This window comes from Gluconobacter japonicus, from assembly GCF_002723975.1.
Taxonomy (GTDB): domain Bacteria; phylum Pseudomonadota; class Alphaproteobacteria; order Acetobacterales; family Acetobacteraceae; genus Gluconobacter; species Gluconobacter japonicus.
Genome location: NZ_BEWO01000029.1, coordinates 1 through 21,465, shown reverse-complemented (window position 1 = coordinate 21,465; position 21,465 = coordinate 1). Strand labels below are relative to the sequence as shown.

The following is a 21,465-nucleotide window of genomic DNA, read 5'->3' as shown; positions in this document are numbered from 1 at the left end:
TAAGGAAATACTGTCATGAAACTTCATTTTGATCATGCGCTCGTGACACAGTTGCTGGCTCACGCTGAAGCAGCAAAAGAGCATACGCCCACCTTTGACCAACTCTATGAGCCCACCTTTCTAAAAGATGGGAAAGAGACACAGTCGCCGTCTTATGATGACATCGATCTCACCAAAGTTCCTGCCGGGCTGATGCTGGTAGGAGATAATGGCATTTATCTCATGTCGAATGGCAAGCCAGCGCTCAAGGATCCTGAACGCACAGGGAACCTTATCGCCTATGCTTTTGAAGCCGATCCGCAAAAGCAACCTGACGATTGGTGGCATGTGAAGCAGGCAGCCTTTGGCGGTGATGACGGGGCAGAATTTCTTGCAGCCAAAGCCATCAGGAATGCACTTGAAGCGACCAAAGGAGGCCGCTTCTGGCTTGATGTGTCGCCGACACGGATTTCCAGTCCCTATCTTGCGCCACCACGTCGCAAACCTGCGTTGGCATCAAAAAAATAGGAAAAGATAAAAGGCAATATGAGAGCAGGAGAGAGCCATAGTCTGCTGTCTGGAGCAAACGGTTGGTTCTCCCCATGCTCGACCGCAGTGCGGTCTGCGCGTGGGTCCGATCCCGGCGCCGCGTTTGCTCCAGCCTCCAGACTATGCCCCGCGTGGAGATGTCAGGAAATGCAACCCGATATCCAGAAATTTGCATTTCCAGAAAATCATCGTTTTCAAGGAGAGTTTTCATGTCTGCAACTCTGGAACCGACACACGCCATTACGTCTTCTGCTCTTGCTGGATTTACCGGGACTGTTCGCTACTATCGCTGGCATATCGGTCTTCTGCTGACAGATGGCGCCCATTATCTTGCAGCCAATGGTGCCGCGTGGCTGATTGATATACTGGCAAGCGTTCAGCATTTGCCAACTATGCGTGAGGAAGATCGACAGTTCTGGACCTTGAAGGTTGATCTCGAAAAACACACAGCCGTTATTATTTGCACCGATGGAGATAAGACAGGGGAGGGGGAGGTCGAACTCTATCGTCAGGACATCCCCTATACTGATTTCCCCCTAAAGGAAGCCAAATTATTCGCTTTCAGTGAGCCCGGCATAGGGCGCATTGTCCTGCTTCCCAGCGAATACTGAAAACGCTGACGCTCTCTACTGGAAGGCCGCCCTAAAGGGCGGCTTTTTTATATCTGACATCCAACAGCACCATAAAATACAGTGGTGATAGGGACGTTTTGAAATGAGCAAGACACTCGATGTCACGCGACAGACATGTGGTCGATATGTTGTCGAAACTTGCCTTCGGCCTGATGGAGCCGTTTTTTTACGCACCCCGGACATATTCCCGGTCAATGCCCGCAACTGGCATGGTCCGTATGACACTATGGACGCTGCCATAACTGATTTTTTGGACCGGACGGCAATACCGAAGATCACACGTAAGAAACTCTCCTCTCTGCGCGATCACGGCTATGCCGGGGATGTTGGTGGAAAGGAGATGATCCTCCATCTTGATCGCTGGACCGGAGCCACAACACTCAGTGATTTCGAATTGGTCGAGGAGAGCGTCCAGACCTGATTCCCTTTCATTCATATCTCTCAAAAAATCAGTCAGGAGAATGATCTCATGTTGAAACACAGGATCGTTTCTGGAAACCACTGGCCCTGTCCTGCAAAGCCAACCCGCTGGATTTGTACAGATGAACCGGTCACATGTCGGCGTTGCCACATCGAGTGGCTGGACGGCGACCCGGCATTATCCATTGAGTGTAGTGGCTGTGGTGCGGAAGCTGGCTACCCTTGTCAGCGGCCACAGGGGGGAAATGAACGCGTCTGTTTCCAGCGTGACCGTCAGGCTATTCGCAATGGTCTGCTGATGCCATGCGAAGGATTATCGTGGGATGGACGGCACGATAAGCGCCTGATGATGACGTCACGTCCTCACCCTCACGCCATTCCAATTCTGAGTGGCGCACCCGTAAGCCGGTTTTCTGCGTAAGTGTGTCCAATATGGCCACACTTTCAGCTTTCTCGTGATCAGGAAGAGGTCTTTTCTAACATGAATGATCTGGCAAGTCATGCTCTGTTTAATACGTGCAGTCGAAAATAATGAGCAGGCGTTAGCCTGATCACTCCCAGATCAGACAGAAAATTTGATCAAAAAAATAAAGAGAAAAACGGGAAAACTAAGAATAAGCACCAGAGCGCCGCGTCGGGGGCAAGAGGTGGGTTCTCGCAATGCTCGCCCGCAAGCGGGCTGTGCGTTCCTCCGATCCCGGTGCTGGCGCACCGCTCTTGCCCCCGCCACGCCGTTCCGGTTGCGCGAAGGTATCCAAAAGAAAAAAGGACACCGACGATGCGCGATACGGAACTGCCTCTTCCCACAACAGCACGTGATTATCTGGAACTCGCAGGTTTCCTTGCTGGGACAATTCTTCTGGGGCTGACACTTATCATCCTGATCAGCGGCCCAGCCTTTGTGCTCCCTCACAGCATGACCTTTGCCGGTCTGGGTTAACTCCTGAGAAGAGGAATGGATCATGATCAAACATGAACGTATTGATCTCTATCAGGATGTCACCAACCGCATCGTGGAACAGTTAGAAAACGGAGTGGCCCCATGGGTGCAGCCCTGGTCAAATACCGCTTCAGGCCCGTCACTCCCAGTCAATGTTACCACAGGTCGCCGCTACAGCGGTATCAACGTGCTCCTGTTGTGGGGAACCGTGCAAATGTGCGGTTTTACCTCTCAGAGATGGCTGACGTTTAACCAGGCACGAAAAGTTGGTGGCAGTGTCAGAAAAGGTGAAAAGGGCACGACCATTTTCTATGCTGACAGCTTTGTGCCCGGTGGCAAGGAGGCTGAAGAGGAAGCGCGTGCCGTTCAGTTTTTGAAGCGCTATACGGTTTTCAACATTGACCAGTGCGAACACCTGCCCGAGGACATGACAGGATCAGTCGCGCCGCTATCGGAGCGCGAGATCGTCCCTCATGCAGAAGCTCTTCTGCAGGCCACTGGTGCGGATATCCGAATTGGTGGAGACAAGGCCTTTTATGCCCCGGATCCAGACTATATCCGGCTTCCCCCACAGAATGCCTATTATGAGCAGATTAACTGGTATCGCACAGCTTTTCACGAGACTGCACACTGGAGTGGCCATAAGAGCCGTCTCGACCGTGACCTCTCAGGGCGGTTCGGCTCACACAAATATATGGCTGAGGAGATTGTGGCCGAGCTCACAGCGGCATTCGTTCTTGCTGAGTTGAACATTACGCCGACAGTGCGACACGCTGATTACATTGGAAGTTGGATTTCACTTCTGAAGGAAGACAAGCGGGCCGTTTTTACGGCAGCCCGTCTCGCGTCACAGGCAGCGGAATACATACTGGCGTTTCAGAGTAATGACAGCCGGTTACCCGCAGAAGTTTCACGGATGGCGGCCTGAATGGGGCAGGGGATGCGGGCACTTGTGTCCGTATTCTGGGCTAACCCGAATACGATGCCCCCTTCACAAAGCGACACATTGCCGGACGGCAGGAGTTTATGGCTCTGCACCATACTGGATCGGGGTGTAGAGCGTGAGATCATCTCTCAATACGCACCGCGTGTCCGCCCTGGTTCAGGGTGGTCTCACGGTTGGTCCCCTTTGCTCGACCCACCCAAACGCTGGAGCGGCACACGCAAAGCGGCAGCAAGGCGCAGAAACCTACGCAAACAGCTAGAGAAGGCCGTCCCGCTCTTTGCGGATCAGTTTGAAGAACAGGAACTGCAGCGCAGGCCTGATTATTTCGATGCAGACAGCATTGAGCGTGAACAGTCCCGTAAAGGCTGACAGGTCGGCGCCGGACAGATCAGAGGAGACGAAACGGGGCAGGGCGAGGCGAAAAGAGGCGTCTGGCGGGTCTGGCTGGCCGCCGCCAGGGCTTCGCAAGCGGCGCTGGAGCGCCGCCCTGGCCCCGGCCAGCCAGACCCGCCTGCAGGAGAGTGTCAGGACAAGACAGAAGGAGAAAATACGATGTCCGTTTCCCTGCCGCCCCTCGTCGTGGGCACCATGGTTTCAACCATCCTTTATAACCGGGGGCGGGGGTATGTGGCTGCGGTTCATGACCCGCAGCGAACCGACCCTTCCCGGCGTCACTCAGTTACACCGGCGTTCGACGTTGTTTTTGAGGATGCGAGCGTATCGTACCGACTGCCTGAAGCGGTCCTGAGAGGTGTCCAGTGGCGCGTCTATCCACGTGAGGAGGGGTTTGCGGATGCTGCCACATTGTCGCGTCTGCTCGCGGATGCTCAGGCGGCACGGGCACAGGCTGAAGCCGCGGCCCGGATGGCGCAGGAAGCGGAGATGGAGGCAATCGCCAGCCTGCGGAGCGATCCCGCCTGGGCGTCTCTGATTCAGAGTGATACGGGCGACGGTACGATCGCCGCGAAAAATATCCGCGCCCTTCTGAAGACCTCTTTTCCGGAAACGAAATTCTCGGTGCGCAAACTGCATTACGGCACCCTGAAAGTGACCTGGGAGGCGGGGCCGACGCGCGACGCCGTATGTGCGGTGACCTCACGGTTTGCCTCGGGCACTTATGATGCACACACCGATTGCCACGGCAGTTGCCTTACGCCGTGGATGCGCGTGTTCGGGCACGCCGATCACATCTTTCTCTCACGAGGCTGACGCCGCGCCCTCAGAGGCGGTTTCCAGGACGACTGTCTGGTCCTGGCGTCAATGCAGCGCTGTGGACCAGGCCTCGCTGCATCTGATCTGAATACCGAACAGGAAATGAATCATGTCCGAGATCACCATGGACACAGAGAGCCATTACGGCGCGGGACACCGTCTTGAAACGGCTCGCACCGAGGAGGGTGTCATGCCGTTTTTTGACGTTACCCTTATCGAACGTGTCGTGACCGCAGACGAAGTGACCTTCAGGGTCGCGGCTGCATCGGCGGAAGCGGCTGCGCGTCTCGTCCTTGCGGCGGTTCCCGATGACACGGAACCGAATGGCGTGCGCCGGGTGAGGTTGCCCGATGGTCAGGAAGGCGGTCTGGAACCGGAAGAGGTCACGCATGGCGAGATCACGGCCCGCGTGAGTTTTGCCGGCGTTGATGAATGCTGCGGTGAATTCGGTCCTTCGAGCTTTTATGATCCTGGCATCGTGGAGGCGCGTGCTCTCCGTCGGGTTCTCGAGCGCGCCATTTTGGACACAACCTATCCTGAAGGCCACGCCGTCAGCCAGCGTCTGCTCCTTTGGCTGAGGGAGCAGGGTGCGTGAGTGCGGTCAGGCGGTTTCTCGATCTTGGATCGGGCCATCTTCCGCGTGTGGATCGGGAGAGACTGGATGAAGCGGTCCGTTTTGGCGGACTGGGTGCGCCGAGCGCCTGTATGGCCGGCCCGTACGGCTGGTTCGTGCACGTGCCCGACGATACTGCCGTAGGGGCGTGGGACGGAACGCCTGCGCTGGCGGCCATTCTTGCCCACGCCCGTGCCCTTGGCTGCGATCATGTTCTGATCGATGCGGATGGTCCCGTGGATGACGCCCTGCCCTGGTTCGATGAGGACTGACCAGCCCACGCGGACGAGCATCCAGGCCAGACGGTCCTGAACAAAAGAAAAACGGAAGGAGAGGCGGAGAAGGGGCTCTCATGGGACGTGCGCCCCGTCAAGGGTGCGTCGCTCCGCTCCCGGCGCTAAAGGCGCCGCCCTTGCCGCGTCACCCGCCCCATGAGGCTGCCGAAAGGGTCAGAAACAGACCTGGAAGAGGCAGAGATGAGGCGTAGGACGACAGAACCCGACCATGGGGACGCGCGCGCGGCGGCGATGCGAACATACGGCCCCGGAACCCTGATTTTTGCTGATCTCGAAATCGGAGAGCGGTTTCATTTCGCGAGCAGTCCGTGCGCTTCGGTGTGCGTGAAAATCCGTCGACGCCGATACAGCCTCGCCGGACGGGTCTGTTACGCCCAGCCCGGTCAGGCCGTCGTGCGGCTGACGGTGTCAGAAACTGGCAGCGCCATCCCCGCATGAACCCGACGCTCCCCCGGGAGCGTCCTTCCTTCCCATTCCTCCATCCGACAAGGACATGGCTCATGACGACGTCCCACAGCGCTTTTGTGCGCGCCCTGCGTGATTTCCTTTCCCTGTGCTTCGGTGCGCTGGCCTTCGTGGTAATGGTTTTCTTCATCCTGTGCGCGCCCAGTTTTCTGGGCGGGTCCGTTCCTGTCCACCGTGCCCCCATGATGATAGCCAACCGATGAGCAGGGCGGCCCGGCTCATGGCACTGGTGAACGCGGCTCTGGCCTGGGAGCGGGATGCTTTCGAGAGCGACAGTCCGATCAGTGGCGCCGACCTCGTGGACTGGTTCGCCCGGTGGCGTCTGAGCGTGCAGGCCGCTGTTTCCGGCGCACCCGATCCGTTCTTTTCCGCGCGCATTGAGGAACCGGAAGCATGACCCGTGATAAAATTTCCATTGCACCCGAAGCCGGCACAGCCATTGGCCTTCAGTGTCCCCGTCTTCGTCGACCGCCACTGGACCCGTCTGCCCTGACAGCGACACCGTGGGATGATCCTCACGCCAAGGCACGGATGGGGGACGCCATCCTGTCCTTTATTGCCCGCGGGATGCCTCGCTCCGGGTTTACGAAGGCCCTTTACCGCCGCCTGTCGATGATGTTCGGTTTTATTGCCTGTTATAATCAGCAGGGGTTCTGGGGCACGCATTTTGAGACAACAGACGCGCGGGCGGCTTTTCTGGAACAGATTGTCCGCTGGCCCTGCTGGGGTGCGCCAGACGCAACCTGGTGTGACGTTGAGCGCGAGATCGCCACGCGGATCCGCGCCCAGGGACTGGTTGCATCCTACCAGCAGGCGGCACGCCGTGAGCGCACGCAGCAGGAACGGGAGATGCTGGCGCACCTGCTGGAGAAATACGGGCCTGAGGTCTCTGGGCCAATGCAGTCCCGATCCCCCGAACAGATGGGACTGCTGTGATGACGGACAGGATCGCCAAGCAGATACCCCGTTGTTTTCAACACGATGGCGGGAGTCTAGGTCCCGTTTGTCGGTGTGTACAGAAAAAGGCGCACGAAAGCGAAAAAATGAGGAGAGAGGCGGGAGAAAGCGTGGCCTGCCGCATCGCCCTCGGGTCTGCGCGGTCTGGACCGGGCGGCGCGCCAGACAAGCCCCGGCCTGTGGCCGCCTTCGGTTCCGGCGTCACCGTGAAGTCGCACGCGACTTCCGCACCCCTGCCGCCTCCAGGAATGTCAGGCGCTTTTCCGCCCGGTCCCAAGTGACCGCACCCGAGGACGACGCGGCAGGGGCCGCGTCTGAGGGAGAGAAGAACGACAACAATCAGGAGGGCAGGCCATGGCCGGAACCGTCAACAAAGTCATTCTCGTGGGCAATCTGGGACGTGACCCGGAAGTCCGTCATACGCAGAGCGGCATGAAGATTGTCAGTTTCACACTGGCGACAAGCGAAACCTGGAATGACCGCCAGTCAGGAGAGCGACGCGAACGCACCGAATGGCATCGCATCGTTATTTTCAACGAACGGATTGCGGATTTTGCTGATCGCTTTCTGCGCAAGGGACGCAAGATCTATCTCGAGGGGATGCTGCAGACCCGGAAATGGACCGATCAGTCAGGCGAGGATCGTTATACGACCGAAGTTGTTCTGGATCGGTATCGCGGTGAACTTGAGCCCCTGGACAGTGGCGTTAGCCAGAGTGACGAGAGCCGGTATGGTCTGGATGACCGTCCGTCCCGTACGCCCCCGCAATCCCGGAGTGATACGTCTGCCGCAGGTGGAAGTCCAGGAGCGGGGATGAGCGATGATATTCCCTTTGCGGCGTGCTTTGACTGAGCCGTCATGAGAGGGAAAGACCCGGCATGCGACGCATGCCGGCCGGACCGCTGACGCGGTCGCATCCGGAAAAAAAACAGGAGAGAACCACCATGGCGTGCAACCGGCATGATATCGAACGCGGGGGCACAGGCCCTGTCTTCCATCGGGCGACGACCACAGGCGCACGGATCGGTATTGCGAAACGCTTCCTGCGCGAAGCGTCACGACTGGAGGTCGAAGCGCGGTATCCAGGTGTTGCGGCATCGGTCCGCGCAGCCTGGCGGCGCGAAGCGGCCGGGGTTCATCGTTCAGCGCACCGTCTTCTGCTCGATGCCGCGGACTGAGGGATCGCTCCGCGCGCGAATGGCTGCCGCAAAGACTTCCCAGGCGGCGAGCGTGTATTCTGCCCGCTCCCAGCTTTCGCGTTCGAGGAGCGCGGGCCGCCCCTGCATCGCCGGAGAAGACGGTGCGATGGCATCGTCCCGCTCTGCCTGCCACAGGGCATCGCGCGCCTGTGACAGATGAAGGATCGCCAGATCAATCATCGGCTGGAAGTGGCGCGTCAGTAGGCGGCTGGCGGTAGCCGGATTGTCCGGCACGGTGAGGTCAGCGAGCATGTCCTGCCCGATTTTCTGGCCTTCATACCACAGGCGGAGATGCGAGGGCGGGCGAGGGAGCCCGACTGCTGCGAGGCGGGCACACATGGCATCAAAAGGCGGGATCAGTTCGATCAGGAGCGCAAGGTCGGGCGTCCGTCGTCGCTCCACCGGAAAACGATGCAGAACAGCACTCACAAAGGGAGGGGCCATGCTTTAACCCGGCTGATTATGATGAGACAGGAGAAAAGCATGACAGAAGCGTCCGGAAAAGGCCATGCAGCGCGCGCGAGGCTCTGGAGGCTGGGCATGCTGCTTTGCGGCCTGGTGGTCGGGAGCGGCGCGCAGGCGGCCGGGTGTTCCATGTTTGGGGTAGAGAACAGGTTGCCGGTTCTGGTGAATCCGAAACTTGCTGCCCGAACCACATTACTGTGCAATCGGAGCTATGCCGCCCTGCATTCCGGGCTCGCGCATGAGCCGCTCTGGTCGGCAGAGCGTCTTACGGAAGAAGATCTGGAAGGCGCTGTGAGGGTCGGGCGGGTTACGCGGTATTTTCATGGGGACAGCCGCCTGCCGGACGGGGACGGGGCCCGGCTGTCTGACTATCGGGGATCCGGATATGACCGGGGGCATCTCACGCCCAGTGGCGACGCGGCGGACAGGCAGGCTCAGGAGCAGACCTTCTCGCTCGCCAATGTCGTACCCCAGACACCCGCGCTGAATGAAGGCATCTGGGCAGGGGTGGAAATGGCCGTGCGTGATCTCGTTCATCAGGACGGGAGTGTGTATGTTGTCACGGGGCCGGCTTTTGATGACGATGTCCGGGCAATTGGGAGTGATAACGTGTTTGTACCGGCTGCGACATGGAAGGCGATCTATGATCCGGTAAGTGGTCGGAGCGGGGCATATGTCTGCCGGAATACCGAGACGCCCACCTGTACCACGCTCAGTATCGCCCAACTGGTGTCCGATGTCGGTATTGACCCGTTTCCGGCGCTGTCCAACACAGTGAAGGCGCAGCCCCCTGACCTGCCACGACCCGAAGCGAGCCCTTATCGGCCGCACGTGCGTGACGTGAGCCGGGAGCGTCAGTCTTATGGCCAGGGTCCCGACTGGCAGGCGGTCAGACGTGCCGGCCGGGAGGCTTTGCGGGCCCTGTCACGCAAATGGGAGGAAAAACCATGAGTTTCATGCCGTTTGACGATCACGGTGAAAGTGTCGGGATCGCGGGGATGACGGTTGAGAACGGTGCGGACCGTATCGAGATCTATGGTCGCCTGACACTGGGTCGTGATCGCAACAGTCTTGAAAACGCACGGGCGCTGAAGTCAGTTCTGGATGCGGTTATCACACGGTTGCAATCGGAGCCTGATCTGCCGGAACGGACTCCGTCCGGAGAGACGTCCCATCCAGTAAAAAACCCGTTCGCATAGTCACACCATCGCATAGCCGCGCTTGCGGCGATATCTGATCATGGCGGCAAGCGCGTTGGCGGCGGCCCCCTGATCGGGATGAAGGTCAAGGCGTTGGGACCCTGCGGTGCCAATCCGTCCCCAGTGCCGGACAAGTGTTGCGCCTCCGAACAGGTCTGGCTGGATTGTGAGCGTATAAAAACGCCATTCATTTTTCTCAGGCCGGATCCGGCGCAGATGGGCGCGGAGCGGGAACAGGTCGGTCTGTGGTTCGGCTGGCGCAACGGCGCGGTGCATTCGCATGGCGGGGCCTCGGAAAATGGTCCGGACAGGTCTGCTAAGGTGCCCGCACCAACCATCTGTCGGTGCGGTGAGACAGCTTGTCGCCAGTATAACAGGTTTGCGGAATTTCGACCATCCTCTCTTCAGTGGCAGGCTAGGTTAAGCAGGATGTGGGCACTCACATATGCCGCGACGATCATGGAAAAGGAATCAGGTATAAAAGGAGGAAACGTGATGCAGAACGACGTGCTGTGGGGCATTGCGGCGGGCGCGTTGACAGCAGGCGGCCTGAGCGCCTTTGCGGTCTGGCACGATGAACAGGACCTCTGCAACGGTGATCCAGTCCTGGTCTGTCAGGGGGTCGGTGGGCAGCTCCGTGACACAGCAAGTGCCGGCCTGGAAGGCGCGGGCATGGTGATCGTGCTGGCAGTTGGTCTCTGCTGTCTTATTGCCAGCGCACTACTGGCCGGGAAGGGGGTCAGGCGGTTGTGGCGCATCGCACGCCAGACAGGCTCATAACGGGCGCGCGGAGCAGGGCCACAAGCCTCACTCCGGTCCATGGGATCATCCACCCCATCTTCCGCGCTCCCTGCGGTCGCTTGTGCAGACGGGTCCCCTGAGATGACCCAGGACCTGCGTTCCGTTTGCGGCAGTCCTGACAGTGTCGGGACGAAAGGCGTCGCTGCGCTGCTTTCGTCCCTTTGCCTCCGGCACGGGTCGAACGAAAGGCTGTTATTTTTCTTTACTTCACGCGTGATTTTTTTTACCGGGCCATTACTGTGACTTCCCTTGCCCGGGTGACGGTTTTATTTATGTAAATCTCTGTTTTTACTTGATTTTCCCGAGGGTTTTGCTTATTCTGATCGAGTAATCAAGAGGGTGTTGAGGTGCTGGAACCAGCGCTCCGCCCGGCACCAAAAGGAGTTCTGAAATGGCCCGTTTCGAACTGTCCGATACAGATCGCAGCCAGATTGTGAGCGGGGTCTCCTGCGCGCTGCTTCTGGAACGTCACGGCTATGGCCTCGACAAAAAGGAAAGTACGCGCAACTGCCTCAAATATCGCCAGGATGATGGGTATCCGATCATCGTCAACCATCATGGCCGCGGCTGGTGGGATACCGGATCCGAGGAGAAGGGGGACGTGTTCGATCTGATGCGTCGTCTGGAGCCTGATCTTGGCTGGCGTGATACCTGTGTCGCTCTGGGCCGGATGGTTGGCGTCGAACCTGAAGGGGCGGTCTTCGTCCGGCAGCGTGGGGCGAAGGAAGGGGACATCGTGCCGCCTGCCGCCCGATGGGACAGACGCGGGCCCCTGACCCCGGAAAGCCGGATCTGGACTTACCTCACGCTCGAGCGGGCTCTTCCCGACTGGGTCGTCCGGCGCGCCGTGGCTGGTGGTTGCCTGCGGGATGGTGTGCATGCCGCATGGTTCTGCCATCGTGACGCACAGGGGCAGGTGTGTGGCGCCGAACTGCGGGGACCTGAAACCCATCTGTGCCTCAAGGGGTCCGTCAAGACACTGTTCCGCTACCTGCCCGGGGGTGGTCCTGTGGTGCGCCGTCTGGTGGTCTGCGAGGCCGCCATCGATGCTCTCTCCTTCGCCGCGCTGGACGGCGCACGTACGACGGACACCCTTTATACCTCGACGGCAGGGGGCATGGGACCGGATACGGAAGACGCCATCCGCGCTCATCTGCGTGCCATGGTCCGGGAAACAGGCGCGTCTCTTGTCATCGCAACCAATAATGACAAGGCGGGCGACCGGTATGCCGCCCGGCTCGAAGGGTTGGCCAGAGAAGCCGGTGTGCCCTGCTCCCGACTGGTTCCCGCATGGGGCCTGAACGATTTCAACGACATGCTGCGACGCGTGGTAGCCGATCGCGCCACCAGGGCGGCGTAAGAAAGGAGAACGGGATGAATCCTGAACAGGCACGGCGGGAAATGGAGGCGCTGTTTCCCGGCCTTGAAACCAATGAAGCCCTGCAGACAGCTTTCCGGGCTCACCCGGGTGCGGAACGCTATCTGGAGGACGAGCCGGAGCTCGGTCGCTCCATTCCCTGGGTGCTCGTGCGGTGCGAGATCGGGGGAAAGACCATCACGGGGCTGGTCGTGAGCGGAACGTCCGCCCGCCACGGCTGGAACCTGGAGGAGGCGTTCGTGATGTTCACCACGGATATCGCGGCCTCGGGTGCCTTCGTGCCGGTTATGCATGGCACGGCGACGGTTTCGGTCATCGGCACCGTCCCCGGAACCAATCGCAATCCCGGACGACCGGATGCAGTCACCCTGCTGGGGCAACTTGCCGAGATCACGGCTCGGTGGGCGTCCGATCGCAGAAAGACCGACGCCTGGGGTGTCTGGTCCCGGGTGCACGGGCAGCCAGTATTCCCGGAGTGCTTTGTCGAGTTCCATCGGGGCGACGAGGTCACCAGAGGGCTGGTGATCGCCGGTGCGCTGGATGCGGCTGGTGGCTGGGATTTCACGCGTCCGGTGCATCTGATGATCTGGCCTGCCAGGGAAATCACTCTTGATCCCACCCAGGCAGAGTGGAAGGAGGTGCTGCATGGAGACGAGGTTCCCCAGTCCCGCCGTGGCTGATGACGGCCTTGCCGGACTGACGCCCGCACAGCGGGAAGCCGCGGGACAGGCAGGCGCCGTGGTTGTGCTGGCCGGCGCGGGCACAGGCAAGACCCGCACGCTTGTAGCCGGTATTGTCGACCGTATCGTCCGGCGCGGTATGGCGCCACATCGTATTCTGGCGGTGACCTTCACCAACAAGGCCGCCGCAGAGATGAAATCCCGGATCGCCACGGCTCTGGGAGCCGAGCGCGCACCCTACTGGGTCGGGACATTTCATGCTCATGGCCGCCGTCAGCTCCGGACCGACCCCGATATTGCCGGTCTCCGGCCGGGCTTCGATATCTGCGATGCCGAGGACAGCAGGCGTATTGTGCGTCGTCTTCTGGAAAAAGCGCGTGATGCCGGGATCATGGAAGACGATGATGGTGAAACGTTCCGGCGCCGTGTGAAGTCCATCGCCACACGGATTGCCATGCTCAAGGAAGACATGATCCTGCCCGAACAGGCGATCATTTCCACCGAGGGGCTGATCGCCAGCCGCAAGCTCGCCGATCCGGATGATATCATGGCCTGGCGGGACGCGGCTGCGCTTTATCCGGCCTATCAGGCGATGTTGCGTGAAGCCAATATGGCGGACTTTACCGATCTGCTGCTCTGGCCGACCGTCACCATGCTCCGCGATGAGACCTATCGACAGGACTGGGCGGCCCGCTTCGATGCGGTGCTGGCTGACGAATTCCAGGACGTCAACCGGTTGCAGTTTCTCTGGCTCCGGGCCCTGGCGCGGGATCACGGCGAGCTCTTCGTCGTCGGCGACGACGCGCAGAGCATCTACGGCTGGCGCGGCGCCAATGTTGCGATTATCCGTAATTTTCTAAGGGAATTTCCGGACGGGCGGATGATTGCTCTTGAAGAGAACTTCCGCTCGACAGGCCATATTCTTGCCGCCGCCAACGCCGTGATCGCAGGCGATTCCAGCCGACTGGAGAAGACCCTTTATACAGCATCCGGAGAGGGTGCGCCACTCGAAATCGTGTCCTGGACGGGCAGTCTGGAGGAAGCGCAGGGGATTGCTGCCGAGATCGGCCGTCGGGCTGCCGAGGGTGTTCCCTATGAAGAGATGGCCATTCTTTATCGCTACAACTTCCTTTCCCGGATTGTGGAAGAGCAGCTGCTGCGTTCAAAAATTCCGTATGAGCTCGTCAATGACACAGCTTTCTGGCAACGCGCGGTCATTCGGGATGCACTGGCTCTGCTGCGACTGTCCTGCTGCCCGGATGAACGCCAGTCCGATGACGCGTTCCGTCGTGTGGTGAACCAGCCGGCCCGGGGGATCGGGGCTAAAACGCTTGCGAGACTTGAACAGCTTGCGGATGAGGAGGCTGTGTCCCTGTTTCGGGCGGCCGAGATGTCTGTCGCGCGCGCCAATGGAAAAGCCGCACGCAGGCTTCAGGCCTTTCTGGCGCTTGTCCGATCGGTGGGACAGAGTGAGGACCCTTCCCTGAGCGAACGGATCGGGCGTCTTGTCGAGGAGAGTGGGTATGCTGACATGCACCGCGCCGCGGGTGAAGAGGGGCGTGCGGCTCTAGAAAACCTTCATGAGCTGCTCGAACTCGCGCGCGACTTCACGGTGGTGGAGGATCTCTTCGATCATGCCGCACTTGGATCCGCGAAACATGGTGAGGATGCTCTCGGCCGGGTGAAGCTGATGACGATCCATGGGTCGAAGGGGCTGGAGTTCGGGCACGTGTTTCTCCTGGGGTGGGAAGACACGCTGTTTCCCTCACGCGCCAATCCTGATCAGGACGAGGAACGCCGGCTTGCCTATGTGGCCCTGACCCGTGGGCGACGCCGTGTGGCGATTTCGTGGTGTGCGTGGCGTAATGGTCGGCCAGCGGGAGCGAACAGCTTCATCGATGAGATCCCCGCGCAGGCCAAGCGCGACGGATGGGCGCGCGAAGTAAGGCGCAACCCCCGTTTTGTGAAGCGTCAGGCGGGCAGTCTGGCCGATCAGATCGCGGCAATGGGCTTCTGAGGGAGAAAAGCTTCGTTATCGACCGACTGGGCGTAATTGAAATTGCACGATATCCGTATTTTCTGTATATTCCGGAAGCTGGATCAGAAAGGAACAGGATAAATGAAGCAGTTTGCTGCGGCAGATCTGACACGCAACACAGGTGACCTTTTCGAGGCAGCGGCCGTGGCTCCGGTCGCCATCACAAAGCACCGTAAGCCTCGTTTTGTTGTCATGTCGATGGAGCGGTATGAAACGCTGACCAATCAGGACAAGGGCAGTCAGAAAGCTTACGCCGTCGGCCAGATGCCGCAGGACGTCGCGGCTCTGTTTGAACAGGGGCTTGAGGACCTCATTCATGGCCGCTGACTTTCCGCAGCCGGGACAGGTCATCGATTATCATTACCTTTGGAAATGGCAGGATCAGCGGGGCGAGACAGAAGGCCGGAAAAGGCGTCCAAGTTGCGTTGTCGTGGTCGCTGTCGACAGGAAGGGGTTGCACCATCTCTTTATTGCCCCGATTACGACAAAGGAGCCGAACAGTGATCGTCAGGCTGTTCCAGTTCCGGAGACCGAGGCCCGACGGGCGAAGCTCGATCCGGATCTGCGTTTATGGGTTATCGTCGACGAAGTGAATTACGATATTCTTGAGCAATCCTATACATTGGAGGATCGTACCCCGCGCGGGTCTTTCAGTCCGGTGTTTGTTGAGCATCTTGCGCGTCTTATCAGGACAATACATGCGGAGCGCAGTCTTCGGATTGCAAACCGGAACTGAGTTTGCAAACCCAATAATTTCCTTTGGTGGATGATAATCAGACCGGACCGTTCTCCTCTGCCTCGACATCATGGGGCAATGGCTGCGTGCCGGGATGACTGATTCCCCGGAACAGGCCGTCCGGTGTACGCGGATCAAGGGCTGCGCAGGCCAGCGTAACCCACGAGAGCGGCGGCCTGATGGCGTAAGGGCCCAGACGCCTGAGAGCCTCCACTGTCATTTCTGCTTCGACCGGCGGTAATCGCCCGTTGCGACCTTCGTCCGCCATTTCATGGAGGCTCGCCTCAAAACGTGCGGTCGTGGCCCGCACTGCATCATAGGTCGTACAGCTGGCCAGTGCGGCGACCCAGGCAAGAGCCCCGGTTACAAGAGCAAGACTTACACGTATGACAGACGGCCGCCTGATCAGCATCACCCCGAAACTGCCCGTCAGGCAGGCGAGAGCCGGATAGAGGGCGAGGACACCCAGACTGACGCCCCAGGCGGCCCGACCGTGCGTCATGTTGAAGGCCGTGACGCCACCCCAGGAGAGGATGATGGAGACCGCAGCCAGCCTGGCAAGCAGCTGGGCGACGTGGCCCAGCAGACGCTGGGGAGGGGTCAGAGGGTCAGGATGATACGGATACGGCACGGTGCTGATGTCTGGAGCCTATGTGGCGACATTATGGCGAATTCCCCTCTCCAATGGCCTGTTGGCGCTCTTTTTCATCGCGGTGCGCGCACTCACAAATGACGCGCGCATCCTGATGCCCATGAAACATGATCCCTCTTTACGCGCCGCGCCGACCTCGTCCGGTGGACAGGTCCCGCGCTTTGCGTGGCGGATGCCGGCCCTTCTGATCGTATCCCTGATCTTCGGGCTGGGCTGGCTCCCTTTTCCGTTCGACGTCCGCATGGTCTGGACTATGGCAGCAGAAAGCCTGCTGCTCTCCCTTGGTCTGGCCGCGCTGGTTGTGTTTGGAGTTCAGGTCCGGAAGGGGCTGTTCTGGCCCGGCCTGATGCCTGTTCTGCTGACTCTGCTCTGGCTGATACTCGGCGCTTTTGATCTGCGGCAGGCGATCGTCTGCATGAAGGCATCGGGGCAGTGGTGACATCCGGCTCTTGCGCGCACTCACAAACGCAGAGTGTAGGATGAGGAGTGTCGCAATTCAGACAGGAGCCCGAAGAATGCAGATGATCGATGACCGGCAGGCCCGCGCGCATCCTTATGACGCGCTTGAAGAGCGCGAGCGGGAAGAGGTCCATTACGCCGTCATGCAGCATGTCCGCGCCGCACTGATGCGTGGCCCCCATGGCGTGCTGGAACTGCGGGCCGGTCTTGAGGCACGGGAGGCCGGCGCGTTGCCTGTGGTTCTTACCGATATGGTTCAGGCGGGCGAGATCGCGGCTCTGGGGCATTGTGTCTACGCCCGGGTTCCCTGGATGCCCGCCACCCGCCCGGTCACCCCCGCTCCGTTGGAGGATCTGGTACTGGCGGGCCTGACCCGGCATGACACGCCCCGGCAGCTCGCGGAATGGCTCGGCGTGTCCTTTGCCGCTGTCGAGGCGACGATCAACGCGCTCGAGCAGGCCGGCCTCGTGGAGGAGTGCCGGGCGAAGACGCGTCGGGGATGTTACCGGCTCGTCTCATCCCGTATGGCCGGCCATATCCGGCGTGGCGCGGTCGAACGCATTTTTGCTGACGTGGCGCGCCATGGGTGACTGGATCACCTTTCCGGACGGGCGGCGCGGCCGTCTGTCCTGGGCGCAGGACACGGAACGTGCCGCGTATTGGCAGACCCTGCTGGCCGCAGTCCATGGCGACCCGCAGGCGCGGCCACAGTGTGATTGCCGGGTTGGGGGACGACCGCTCGCGCTCTCGGTCCGGGCGCTGGGTCGGCAGGGGCGCGGCCCGCTGCGCTTTTGTCTTGCGCGGATGCCCGGGGAGGGGGCACTCCATGACGCCTCCTGCCCGTTTCATGAGAACGACCCGCGTCGGTCAGGCCGGTCCGGGTATGAGGATGGTGTCATTCGGGAACTGCCGGATGGCCGCCTGCGGATCACGCTGGAGCAGGGGCTGGCCGTGCGCGAGCGTGCGACCACACCGTCTGTCCCCCGGGACGGGGAGCCGGGGCGGCAGGGCGGTGGGCAGCCCCGCCAGGCGAGCATGCGTCTACTCGGGCTTTTGCATCTGTTGTGGGAAGAAGGTGGCCTGACGACCTGGTCCCGGTCGGATGTACGGCGTCGGGCGTGGTGGCCTGCCGTTCGTGCGGCACTGGAGCAGGCAGCCACAGGGCTGGTGGCCGGTCGGGCGACGCTGGCGGATCATCTGGCGACGATCGGATATCGCGATCCGGATGGGCCTGCGCTCCTGGCGGAAACCGTCCAGGCCTGCGGGGAAGCGCAACGGGTGTTGCTGCTTGGCGTGGTGGACCGTCTGGAGCGATACCGGCCCGCGCCGGCCGGGGAGGATGGTGCGCCGCCCCCGCCGGAACGACTGCGGCTAGTTTTTGATGGGGTGCGCGCATACGGGCTGTTTGTGTGCGGGACAGAGGCGCTCGCCGCCCGCCTTGAGCGGAGTTTTCCCTGGGCATGGCGGGTTCTGCAGCAGCCGCGCAGGGAGCGGGCTGTCCGGGTGGTGGCGCTTGTGCTGGCCCGGGTGCGTCAGGTGGAGCGTGACGGACAGACAGTGCGCCTGGCCTGGGCGGACGGAATTGCCCTGATGGAGGTTGGCCCGTCCCTCATTCCAGTTGCCAGCAGTCATGAACTCGCCGTTCTCAGGGCTCTGCAGGAAGAGGAGCGGTATTTCCGCAAGCCGTTGCGCTACGATGCGGGACGCGATGTGGTGCATCCCGATTTCGAATTGCTGGACACGGGCGCGCCGCGCGGGACCCCCATGGAAGTCTTCGGTCGTGACGACGAAGCTTACGCCGCGCGACGTGAGGAAAAGGCGCGCCATTACACCAGTGTCTACGGCGTGGAGGGCTGGTGGTTCTGGGATGCCACACGCGATGCGATATGGCCGCCCTTTCCGCCCGCCGTCGCCCAGAAAGGGGAGCCGTCATGATCACCGCTGTCCTCGGGCCCTGCCAGATTGTCCACAAAAACGGTGGACACCCATGTGGAAAACGCGGGGACGAAGAGCGTTCTGCGCTGATCTTGCCATCCGTTTTTCCGTTTCGTCACCGGACCAGGCTGGGAGAGGTGCGCCGGATGCTCAGAGAGATTGGCTGGGGAGTGCGTCAGGCGGCGCGACGCTCAGGCGTGTCACGCGACAGGATCACACGCTGGCGGGACGGTGCTGCGCCAGCTGACCCGGCGTTTGTCGCCTGGCTCACGGAACTGGCGAGACTGCATCGTCGCTTGTCCAGTCCCCTGGCCCGTGCTGTGCCGCGTGCCGGCAACCGACCGGATCTGGACGCGGCAGGTGTGACCTGCGCGCTGATCGTGATCGGCTGGTCGGAACGCCAGCTGGCGGACAGGATGGGGACGCACCGGACAACCCTGCGGCGGATCCTTGAGGGACAGGGTCTTCTGGCATCGCGGGAGTCACGCTGGCTGGAGGCGCTTGCGGATGGCCACCGTGACCTGCCGCGTCCGGCTGGGGTCCGTGCGGACATTTAGAAAGGAGATTGCTCATGAGTGAGACACTGGAGCGACCTGTGGACACGGCCGTCGGCGGTATCGCGGCCGATCGGCTGCGTTCGATCATCGAACGGGTTGAGCGGCTCGAGGCCGAGCGCAAGGCTCTGACGGGGGACATTGGCGACATTTTCGCCGAAGCGAAAAGCGCCGGGTTCGATGTGAAAGTGATCCGCCAGCTGCTGCGCCTGCGGCGGCGGGAGCCGGCCGAGGTGGAGGCGGAGGAAACGCTTCTGGCGATCTACCGCCGTGCGCTGGGTCTGTGAGGATGGACCGGGGCACGTCCGGAAGCTGGTTACGTCAGCAGGGCTGCACCATCGGACGTCTGATTCCGACCACAGCCAGCACAGGGCTGATCATGCTGGGCTTTCTTCTGCCAGGTTTCGGGCTGCTGGCAGGTTCCCTCTTCCTGCTGGCGGGATTGTGGGCCGCATGGGCCGAGCGGAACCGCAAACCGGGTGAAGGGCGGGATCCGGCACTCGTGGCAACGATACGGGCCGTGTTCCTGTTTGTTGCTCTGGTCATGACCGTGCTGTCCTGCTGGCGCATTCTGCATGGCGGTCGATGATGCGCCAATATGTCGGCCATGGCTGGAGAGAAACGCCCGTGAGCACGTGCTCCATTCCGGAGCGGGTCGGACAGTCTCTCTCTCAACCGGTTCCCGCGCCTTCTGGCCGTGCGTTCTGGCTGGCGGTCCTGTTCGCTGTGCTGTCCGACATGCTGGATGGCTTCGCCTGCCTTGACATGTTCGGGACGCCGGGTCGCTGGACGATCGGAGCGCTTGGTCCGAGCCTGCTGACCCTCTCCGACTGGGCGTGGGGGAGTCTGTTCATCGGGTCATTCGCCGCAGGGCGATGGCTTGAGCGGTTGATGCGCGGTCGCGCCCGCTCAGCGGTGCGGCGTATACGCTGGCTGCGCTTTGGAGCCGTCTGTCTGGGTGGGCTTGCGCGCGTCCTGATCGGATGACGTGCCTGTTGGCGTGACGGACACAAGCCGGAAGCCTTCGGATGTGCGGACAGCCTTCAGGGACGTTCCCTCGAGAAGGGCTGCGAGAGCGTCGGCGGGGAATGCGGCATGACGAATTATGCGGTCAACATCTTCACGGTGAGAGCCCCGCTGGCGACGCTTGAGGCGGTGGCCCGGTATATGGGGTGTAAAAGCCAACGCGATGCGGACGGAGCGCTGCGTTTCGATCTGACTGGCAGGCATGACGCAGCAGCCTATGAAGCCGGCGACGAACTGGCGCGCCGTTTTCCGGATGCGCGCATCCTGTGCGCCTACCATCCTGAAAGCTGCAACTTCCTGCTTGGCGGTGTTGCCGCATGGGCGGGAGGAGAGCAGCAGTATGTGGTGTCGTTTCTGCCGTGTCATGAAGCGGACTATACTGACCCCGCCGAACTGGCGCGACGACATCTTCTGGTTCTGTTCCGCAGGCTTCCGCAGAGCCTGACGGCGATCAGGGATGTGGGACTGGACGCGCATTTCGGGCGACTTCGCCGCAAGGCTGTTCTCGCCCGTGGCTGGCGGATTGTCTCCGAGCATGCCCCTTATGAGATCACGCTGATCTGGTTGCCCGAGACGGGAGAGGAGGGGGAGGCCTGTGTGCTGGCCCTTTACCCTCCTCATGCACGCGCATGGTTTTTTGGTGCGGTGGATACCTACGGGGGTTTTGGATCCACCACGGCGGTTTCGCTCGATATCGTCAGGCAGTGTGTTCCCGTGCTTCCGCATTGGGTGATCACGGAATGGGAGAGGGCGGAACGGAAGCAGGTCGCAACGTCAGGTGGGGCAGAAGAGCGTGCAGCCGAAGAGGGGGAGGCAGGTGAAATACTGTTCTGATCTCCGGCCGTGCAATCCGGGGGAGAGGCAGGAGGGGGCGGGTGAGGGGAGTGGGACGGCTCCTCGACCTCCCTGTCACGCCTGCGGCGCGTCAGGGAGGCACGCTCCGGGGCTTCCGACACCGCATCCAGCGCAAAGCGTGACACCCTCCCGGACGGCGCGTCCACACGGGCCTTACGGCCCCCGCTGGCGCGGCTGCGCGCCCCTCGCCGCACCTGGGTCAGGCCGCGTCTGGCGCAGGCCTTCAGGCCCGCACCAGGCGCAACCCGACCGGCTTGCTCAGGACGCTCCGGTATGGACACCCCGTCCGGGAGGCTGTCCGGCCAGAGGCAGGATGTGGCTCAGAAAAGCGTCTCCACCCCCTGCGCTCTCGTCGCCGTCGCGGGCGCTCGCCGCCCCGCACCCCGGCAGGATATGGTCTAGTAAAGCAGATGCTTTACTTCTTCTCTTCAAGTAAAAAAGACGCCGTAATGCAAAATAAAAATGCCATTTATTGGCAG

Annotated in this window: 37 protein-coding genes; 34 read left to right on the top strand and 3 right to left on the bottom strand. The window is 61.1% G+C overall.

Annotated features, from left to right (window positions below):
- Positions 1-15: 15 nt before the first annotated feature.
- The 17 genes from GJA01_RS13255 (at position 16) to GJA01_RS13190 (ending at position 8,187) form a co-directional block, all read left to right on the top strand.
- Positions 16-507, top strand: coding sequence for a DUF3085 domain-containing protein (locus GJA01_RS13255; protein ID WP_062502539.1), 492 nt, complete (start codon positions 16-18; stop codon positions 505-507).
- Between the two features lie 230 nt (positions 508-737).
- Positions 738-1,139, top strand: a complete 402-nt coding sequence (locus GJA01_RS13250; protein WP_062502540.1) for a DUF6876 family protein — start codon at positions 738-740, stop codon at positions 1,137-1,139.
- 103 nt (positions 1,140-1,242) lie between these two features.
- Entirely contained in the window at positions 1,243-1,581 is a 339-nt protein-coding gene (locus GJA01_RS15650; RefSeq protein ID WP_231869329.1) for a hypothetical protein, read from the top strand.
- A gap of 121 nt (positions 1,582-1,702) precedes the next feature.
- Complete coding sequence (locus GJA01_RS15340; protein WP_169925648.1) at positions 1,703-1,879, top strand: hypothetical protein; 177 nt, start codon at positions 1,703-1,705, stop codon at positions 1,877-1,879.
- Positions 1,880-2,358: 479 nt separating this feature from the next.
- The gene (locus GJA01_RS15335; RefSeq protein WP_156470266.1) at positions 2,359-2,520 is read left to right on the top strand and encodes a hypothetical protein; all 162 of its coding nucleotides are present in this window, start codon (positions 2,359-2,361) and stop codon (positions 2,518-2,520) included.
- Between the two features lie 22 nt (positions 2,521-2,542).
- Entirely contained in the window at positions 2,543-3,448 is a 906-nt protein-coding gene (locus GJA01_RS13235) for an ArdC family protein (RefSeq protein WP_062502541.1), read from the top strand.
- Positions 3,449-3,835 carry a hypothetical protein gene (locus tag GJA01_RS15645; protein WP_255312284.1) on the top strand — a complete coding sequence of 129 codons (387 nt, stop codon included), beginning with the start codon at positions 3,449-3,451 and terminating at the stop codon, positions 3,833-3,835.
- Between the two features lie 183 nt (positions 3,836-4,018).
- The gene (locus GJA01_RS13225; RefSeq protein WP_099282436.1) at positions 4,019-4,675 is read left to right on the top strand and encodes an LPD29 domain-containing protein; all 657 of its coding nucleotides are present in this window, start codon (positions 4,019-4,021) and stop codon (positions 4,673-4,675) included.
- Positions 4,676-4,787: 112 nt separating this feature from the next.
- Positions 4,788-5,273, top strand: coding sequence for a hypothetical protein (locus tag GJA01_RS13220; protein ID WP_099282434.1), 486 nt, complete (start codon positions 4,788-4,790; stop codon positions 5,271-5,273).
- Positions 5,270-5,563: a DUF5983 family protein gene (locus tag GJA01_RS13215; protein ID WP_062502393.1), complete on the top strand. Its 294-nt coding sequence runs from the start codon at positions 5,270-5,272 to the stop codon at positions 5,561-5,563. Before GJA01_RS13220 ends, GJA01_RS13215 begins: the two co-directional genes overlap by 4 nt.
- A 204-nt stretch (positions 5,564-5,767) precedes the next feature.
- Entirely contained in the window at positions 5,768-6,025 is a 258-nt protein-coding gene (locus GJA01_RS15150; protein WP_145993795.1) for a hypothetical protein, read from the top strand.
- 62 nt (positions 6,026-6,087) lie between these two features.
- Complete coding sequence (locus GJA01_RS15330; protein WP_156470248.1) at positions 6,088-6,255, top strand: hypothetical protein; 168 nt, start codon at positions 6,088-6,090, stop codon at positions 6,253-6,255.
- Positions 6,252-6,449 (top strand): hypothetical protein, encoded by a 198-nt coding sequence (locus tag GJA01_RS13205; RefSeq protein WP_099282430.1) that lies wholly within the window; start codon positions 6,252-6,254, stop codon positions 6,447-6,449. The genes GJA01_RS15330 and GJA01_RS13205 overlap by 4 nt, the downstream gene beginning before the upstream one ends.
- Positions 6,446-6,988 carry a hypothetical protein gene (locus tag GJA01_RS13200; protein WP_099282428.1) on the top strand — a complete coding sequence of 181 codons (543 nt, stop codon included), beginning with the start codon at positions 6,446-6,448 and terminating at the stop codon, positions 6,986-6,988. Before GJA01_RS13205 ends, GJA01_RS13200 begins: the two co-directional genes overlap by 4 nt.
- 131 nt (positions 6,989-7,119) lie before the next feature.
- Entirely contained in the window at positions 7,120-7,290 is a 171-nt protein-coding gene (locus GJA01_RS15325) for a hypothetical protein (protein WP_169925647.1), read from the top strand.
- A gap of 73 nt (positions 7,291-7,363) precedes the next feature.
- Positions 7,364-7,861 (top strand): single-stranded DNA-binding protein, encoded by a 498-nt coding sequence (gene ssb / locus GJA01_RS13195; protein WP_062502463.1) that lies wholly within the window; start codon positions 7,364-7,366, stop codon positions 7,859-7,861.
- Between the two features lie 26 nt (positions 7,862-7,887).
- Complete coding sequence (locus GJA01_RS13190; protein ID WP_099282426.1) at positions 7,888-8,187, top strand: hypothetical protein; 300 nt, start codon at positions 7,888-7,890, stop codon at positions 8,185-8,187.
- On the opposite strand, the gene GJA01_RS13185 is transcribed toward GJA01_RS13190, so the two are convergent.
- Positions 8,152-8,652, bottom strand: coding sequence for a hypothetical protein (locus GJA01_RS13185; protein ID WP_062502464.1), 501 nt, complete (start codon positions 8,650-8,652; stop codon positions 8,152-8,154). The two genes, GJA01_RS13190 and GJA01_RS13185, sit on opposite strands and share 36 nt — an antisense overlap.
- 39 nt (positions 8,653-8,691) lie before the next feature.
- On the opposite strand from GJA01_RS13185, the gene GJA01_RS13180 reads away from it, so the two are divergent.
- Together GJA01_RS13180 and GJA01_RS13175 are read left to right on the top strand one after the other, a co-directional pair.
- Complete coding sequence (locus GJA01_RS13180) at positions 8,692-9,624, top strand: DNA/RNA non-specific endonuclease (RefSeq protein ID WP_253783066.1); 933 nt, start codon at positions 8,692-8,694, stop codon at positions 9,622-9,624.
- Positions 9,621-9,872, top strand: a complete 252-nt coding sequence (locus GJA01_RS13175) for a hypothetical protein (RefSeq protein WP_061487349.1) — start codon at positions 9,621-9,623, stop codon at positions 9,870-9,872. Before GJA01_RS13180 ends, GJA01_RS13175 begins: the two co-directional genes overlap by 4 nt.
- Here GJA01_RS13175 and GJA01_RS13170 read toward each other — a convergent pair whose 3' ends face one another.
- Positions 9,873-10,154 (bottom strand): WGR domain-containing protein, encoded by a 282-nt coding sequence (locus GJA01_RS13170; RefSeq protein WP_061487350.1) that lies wholly within the window; start codon positions 10,152-10,154, stop codon positions 9,873-9,875. It abuts the gene before it with no gap.
- Between the two features lie 210 nt (positions 10,155-10,364).
- On the opposite strand from GJA01_RS13170, the gene GJA01_RS13165 reads away from it, so the two are divergent.
- The 6 genes from GJA01_RS13165 to GJA01_RS13140 all read left to right on the top strand — a co-directional run bounded on the left by GJA01_RS13165 (position 10,365) and on the right by GJA01_RS13140 (position 15,505).
- Positions 10,365-10,652, top strand: a complete 288-nt coding sequence (locus GJA01_RS13165; RefSeq protein WP_145993794.1) for a hypothetical protein — start codon at positions 10,365-10,367, stop codon at positions 10,650-10,652.
- A 412-nt stretch (positions 10,653-11,064) separates the two neighbouring features.
- Positions 11,065-12,033 (top strand): DUF3991 and toprim domain-containing protein, encoded by a 969-nt coding sequence (locus tag GJA01_RS13160; protein WP_062502466.1) that lies wholly within the window; start codon positions 11,065-11,067, stop codon positions 12,031-12,033.
- 14 nt (positions 12,034-12,047) lie between these two features.
- Complete coding sequence (locus GJA01_RS13155) at positions 12,048-12,731, top strand: hypothetical protein (protein WP_062502467.1); 684 nt, start codon at positions 12,048-12,050, stop codon at positions 12,729-12,731.
- A complete protein-coding gene (locus GJA01_RS13150; RefSeq protein WP_099282418.1) occupies positions 12,697-14,748 on the top strand; it encodes an ATP-dependent helicase in 2,052 nt (683 codons plus the stop codon). Before GJA01_RS13155 ends, GJA01_RS13150 begins: the two co-directional genes overlap by 35 nt.
- A gap of 102 nt (positions 14,749-14,850) precedes the next feature.
- Positions 14,851-15,096, top strand: coding sequence for a type II toxin-antitoxin system prevent-host-death family antitoxin (locus GJA01_RS13145; protein WP_062502461.1), 246 nt, complete (start codon positions 14,851-14,853; stop codon positions 15,094-15,096).
- Positions 15,086-15,505: a hypothetical protein gene (locus tag GJA01_RS13140; protein WP_062502460.1), complete on the top strand. Its 420-nt coding sequence runs from the start codon at positions 15,086-15,088 to the stop codon at positions 15,503-15,505. Before GJA01_RS13145 ends, GJA01_RS13140 begins: the two co-directional genes overlap by 11 nt.
- 37 nt (positions 15,506-15,542) lie before the next feature.
- Here the strand turns inward: GJA01_RS13140 and GJA01_RS13135 are convergent, their stop codons facing one another.
- Complete coding sequence (locus GJA01_RS13135; RefSeq protein ID WP_062502459.1) at positions 15,543-16,136, bottom strand: hypothetical protein; 594 nt, start codon at positions 16,134-16,136, stop codon at positions 15,543-15,545.
- Position 16,137: 1 nt separating this feature from the next.
- Between GJA01_RS13135 and GJA01_RS13130 the strand changes: the two genes are divergently transcribed.
- The 9 genes from GJA01_RS13130 to GJA01_RS15640 all read left to right on the top strand — a co-directional run bounded on the left by GJA01_RS13130 (position 16,138) and on the right by GJA01_RS15640 (position 21,388).
- Positions 16,138-16,596 (top strand): hypothetical protein, encoded by a 459-nt coding sequence (locus tag GJA01_RS13130; RefSeq protein WP_062502458.1) that lies wholly within the window; start codon positions 16,138-16,140, stop codon positions 16,594-16,596.
- Positions 16,597-16,636: 40 nt separating this feature from the next.
- Entirely contained in the window at positions 16,637-17,206 is a 570-nt protein-coding gene (locus GJA01_RS13125; RefSeq protein WP_253783061.1) for a helix-turn-helix domain-containing protein, read from the top strand.
- On the top strand, positions 17,199-18,551 hold the full coding sequence (locus tag GJA01_RS13120) for a DUF1173 family protein (protein ID WP_062502457.1): 1,353 nt from the start codon (positions 17,199-17,201) through the stop codon (positions 18,549-18,551). The genes GJA01_RS13125 and GJA01_RS13120 overlap by 8 nt, the downstream gene beginning before the upstream one ends.
- The gene (locus tag GJA01_RS13115; RefSeq protein ID WP_062502456.1) at positions 18,548-19,108 is read left to right on the top strand and encodes a hypothetical protein; all 561 of its coding nucleotides are present in this window, start codon (positions 18,548-18,550) and stop codon (positions 19,106-19,108) included. Before GJA01_RS13120 ends, GJA01_RS13115 begins: the two co-directional genes overlap by 4 nt.
- A gap of 14 nt (positions 19,109-19,122) precedes the next feature.
- Positions 19,123-19,392 carry a DUF2312 domain-containing protein gene (locus tag GJA01_RS13110; protein ID WP_062502455.1) on the top strand — a complete coding sequence of 90 codons (270 nt, stop codon included), beginning with the start codon at positions 19,123-19,125 and terminating at the stop codon, positions 19,390-19,392.
- Between the two features lie 2 nt (positions 19,393-19,394).
- Positions 19,395-19,694, top strand: coding sequence for a hypothetical protein (locus GJA01_RS13105; protein ID WP_062502454.1), 300 nt, complete (start codon positions 19,395-19,397; stop codon positions 19,692-19,694).
- A 38-nt stretch (positions 19,695-19,732) separates the two neighbouring features.
- Positions 19,733-20,092 carry a hypothetical protein gene (locus tag GJA01_RS13100; protein WP_145993792.1) on the top strand — a complete coding sequence of 120 codons (360 nt, stop codon included), beginning with the start codon at positions 19,733-19,735 and terminating at the stop codon, positions 20,090-20,092.
- Positions 20,093-20,200: 108 nt separating this feature from the next.
- Positions 20,201-20,965, top strand: a complete 765-nt coding sequence (locus GJA01_RS13095; RefSeq protein WP_062502452.1) for a hypothetical protein — start codon at positions 20,201-20,203, stop codon at positions 20,963-20,965.
- A gap of 294 nt (positions 20,966-21,259) precedes the next feature.
- Complete coding sequence (locus GJA01_RS15640; RefSeq protein WP_255312283.1) at positions 21,260-21,388, top strand: hypothetical protein; 129 nt, start codon at positions 21,260-21,262, stop codon at positions 21,386-21,388.
- The last annotated feature ends 77 nt before the right edge of the window (positions 21,389-21,465 follow it).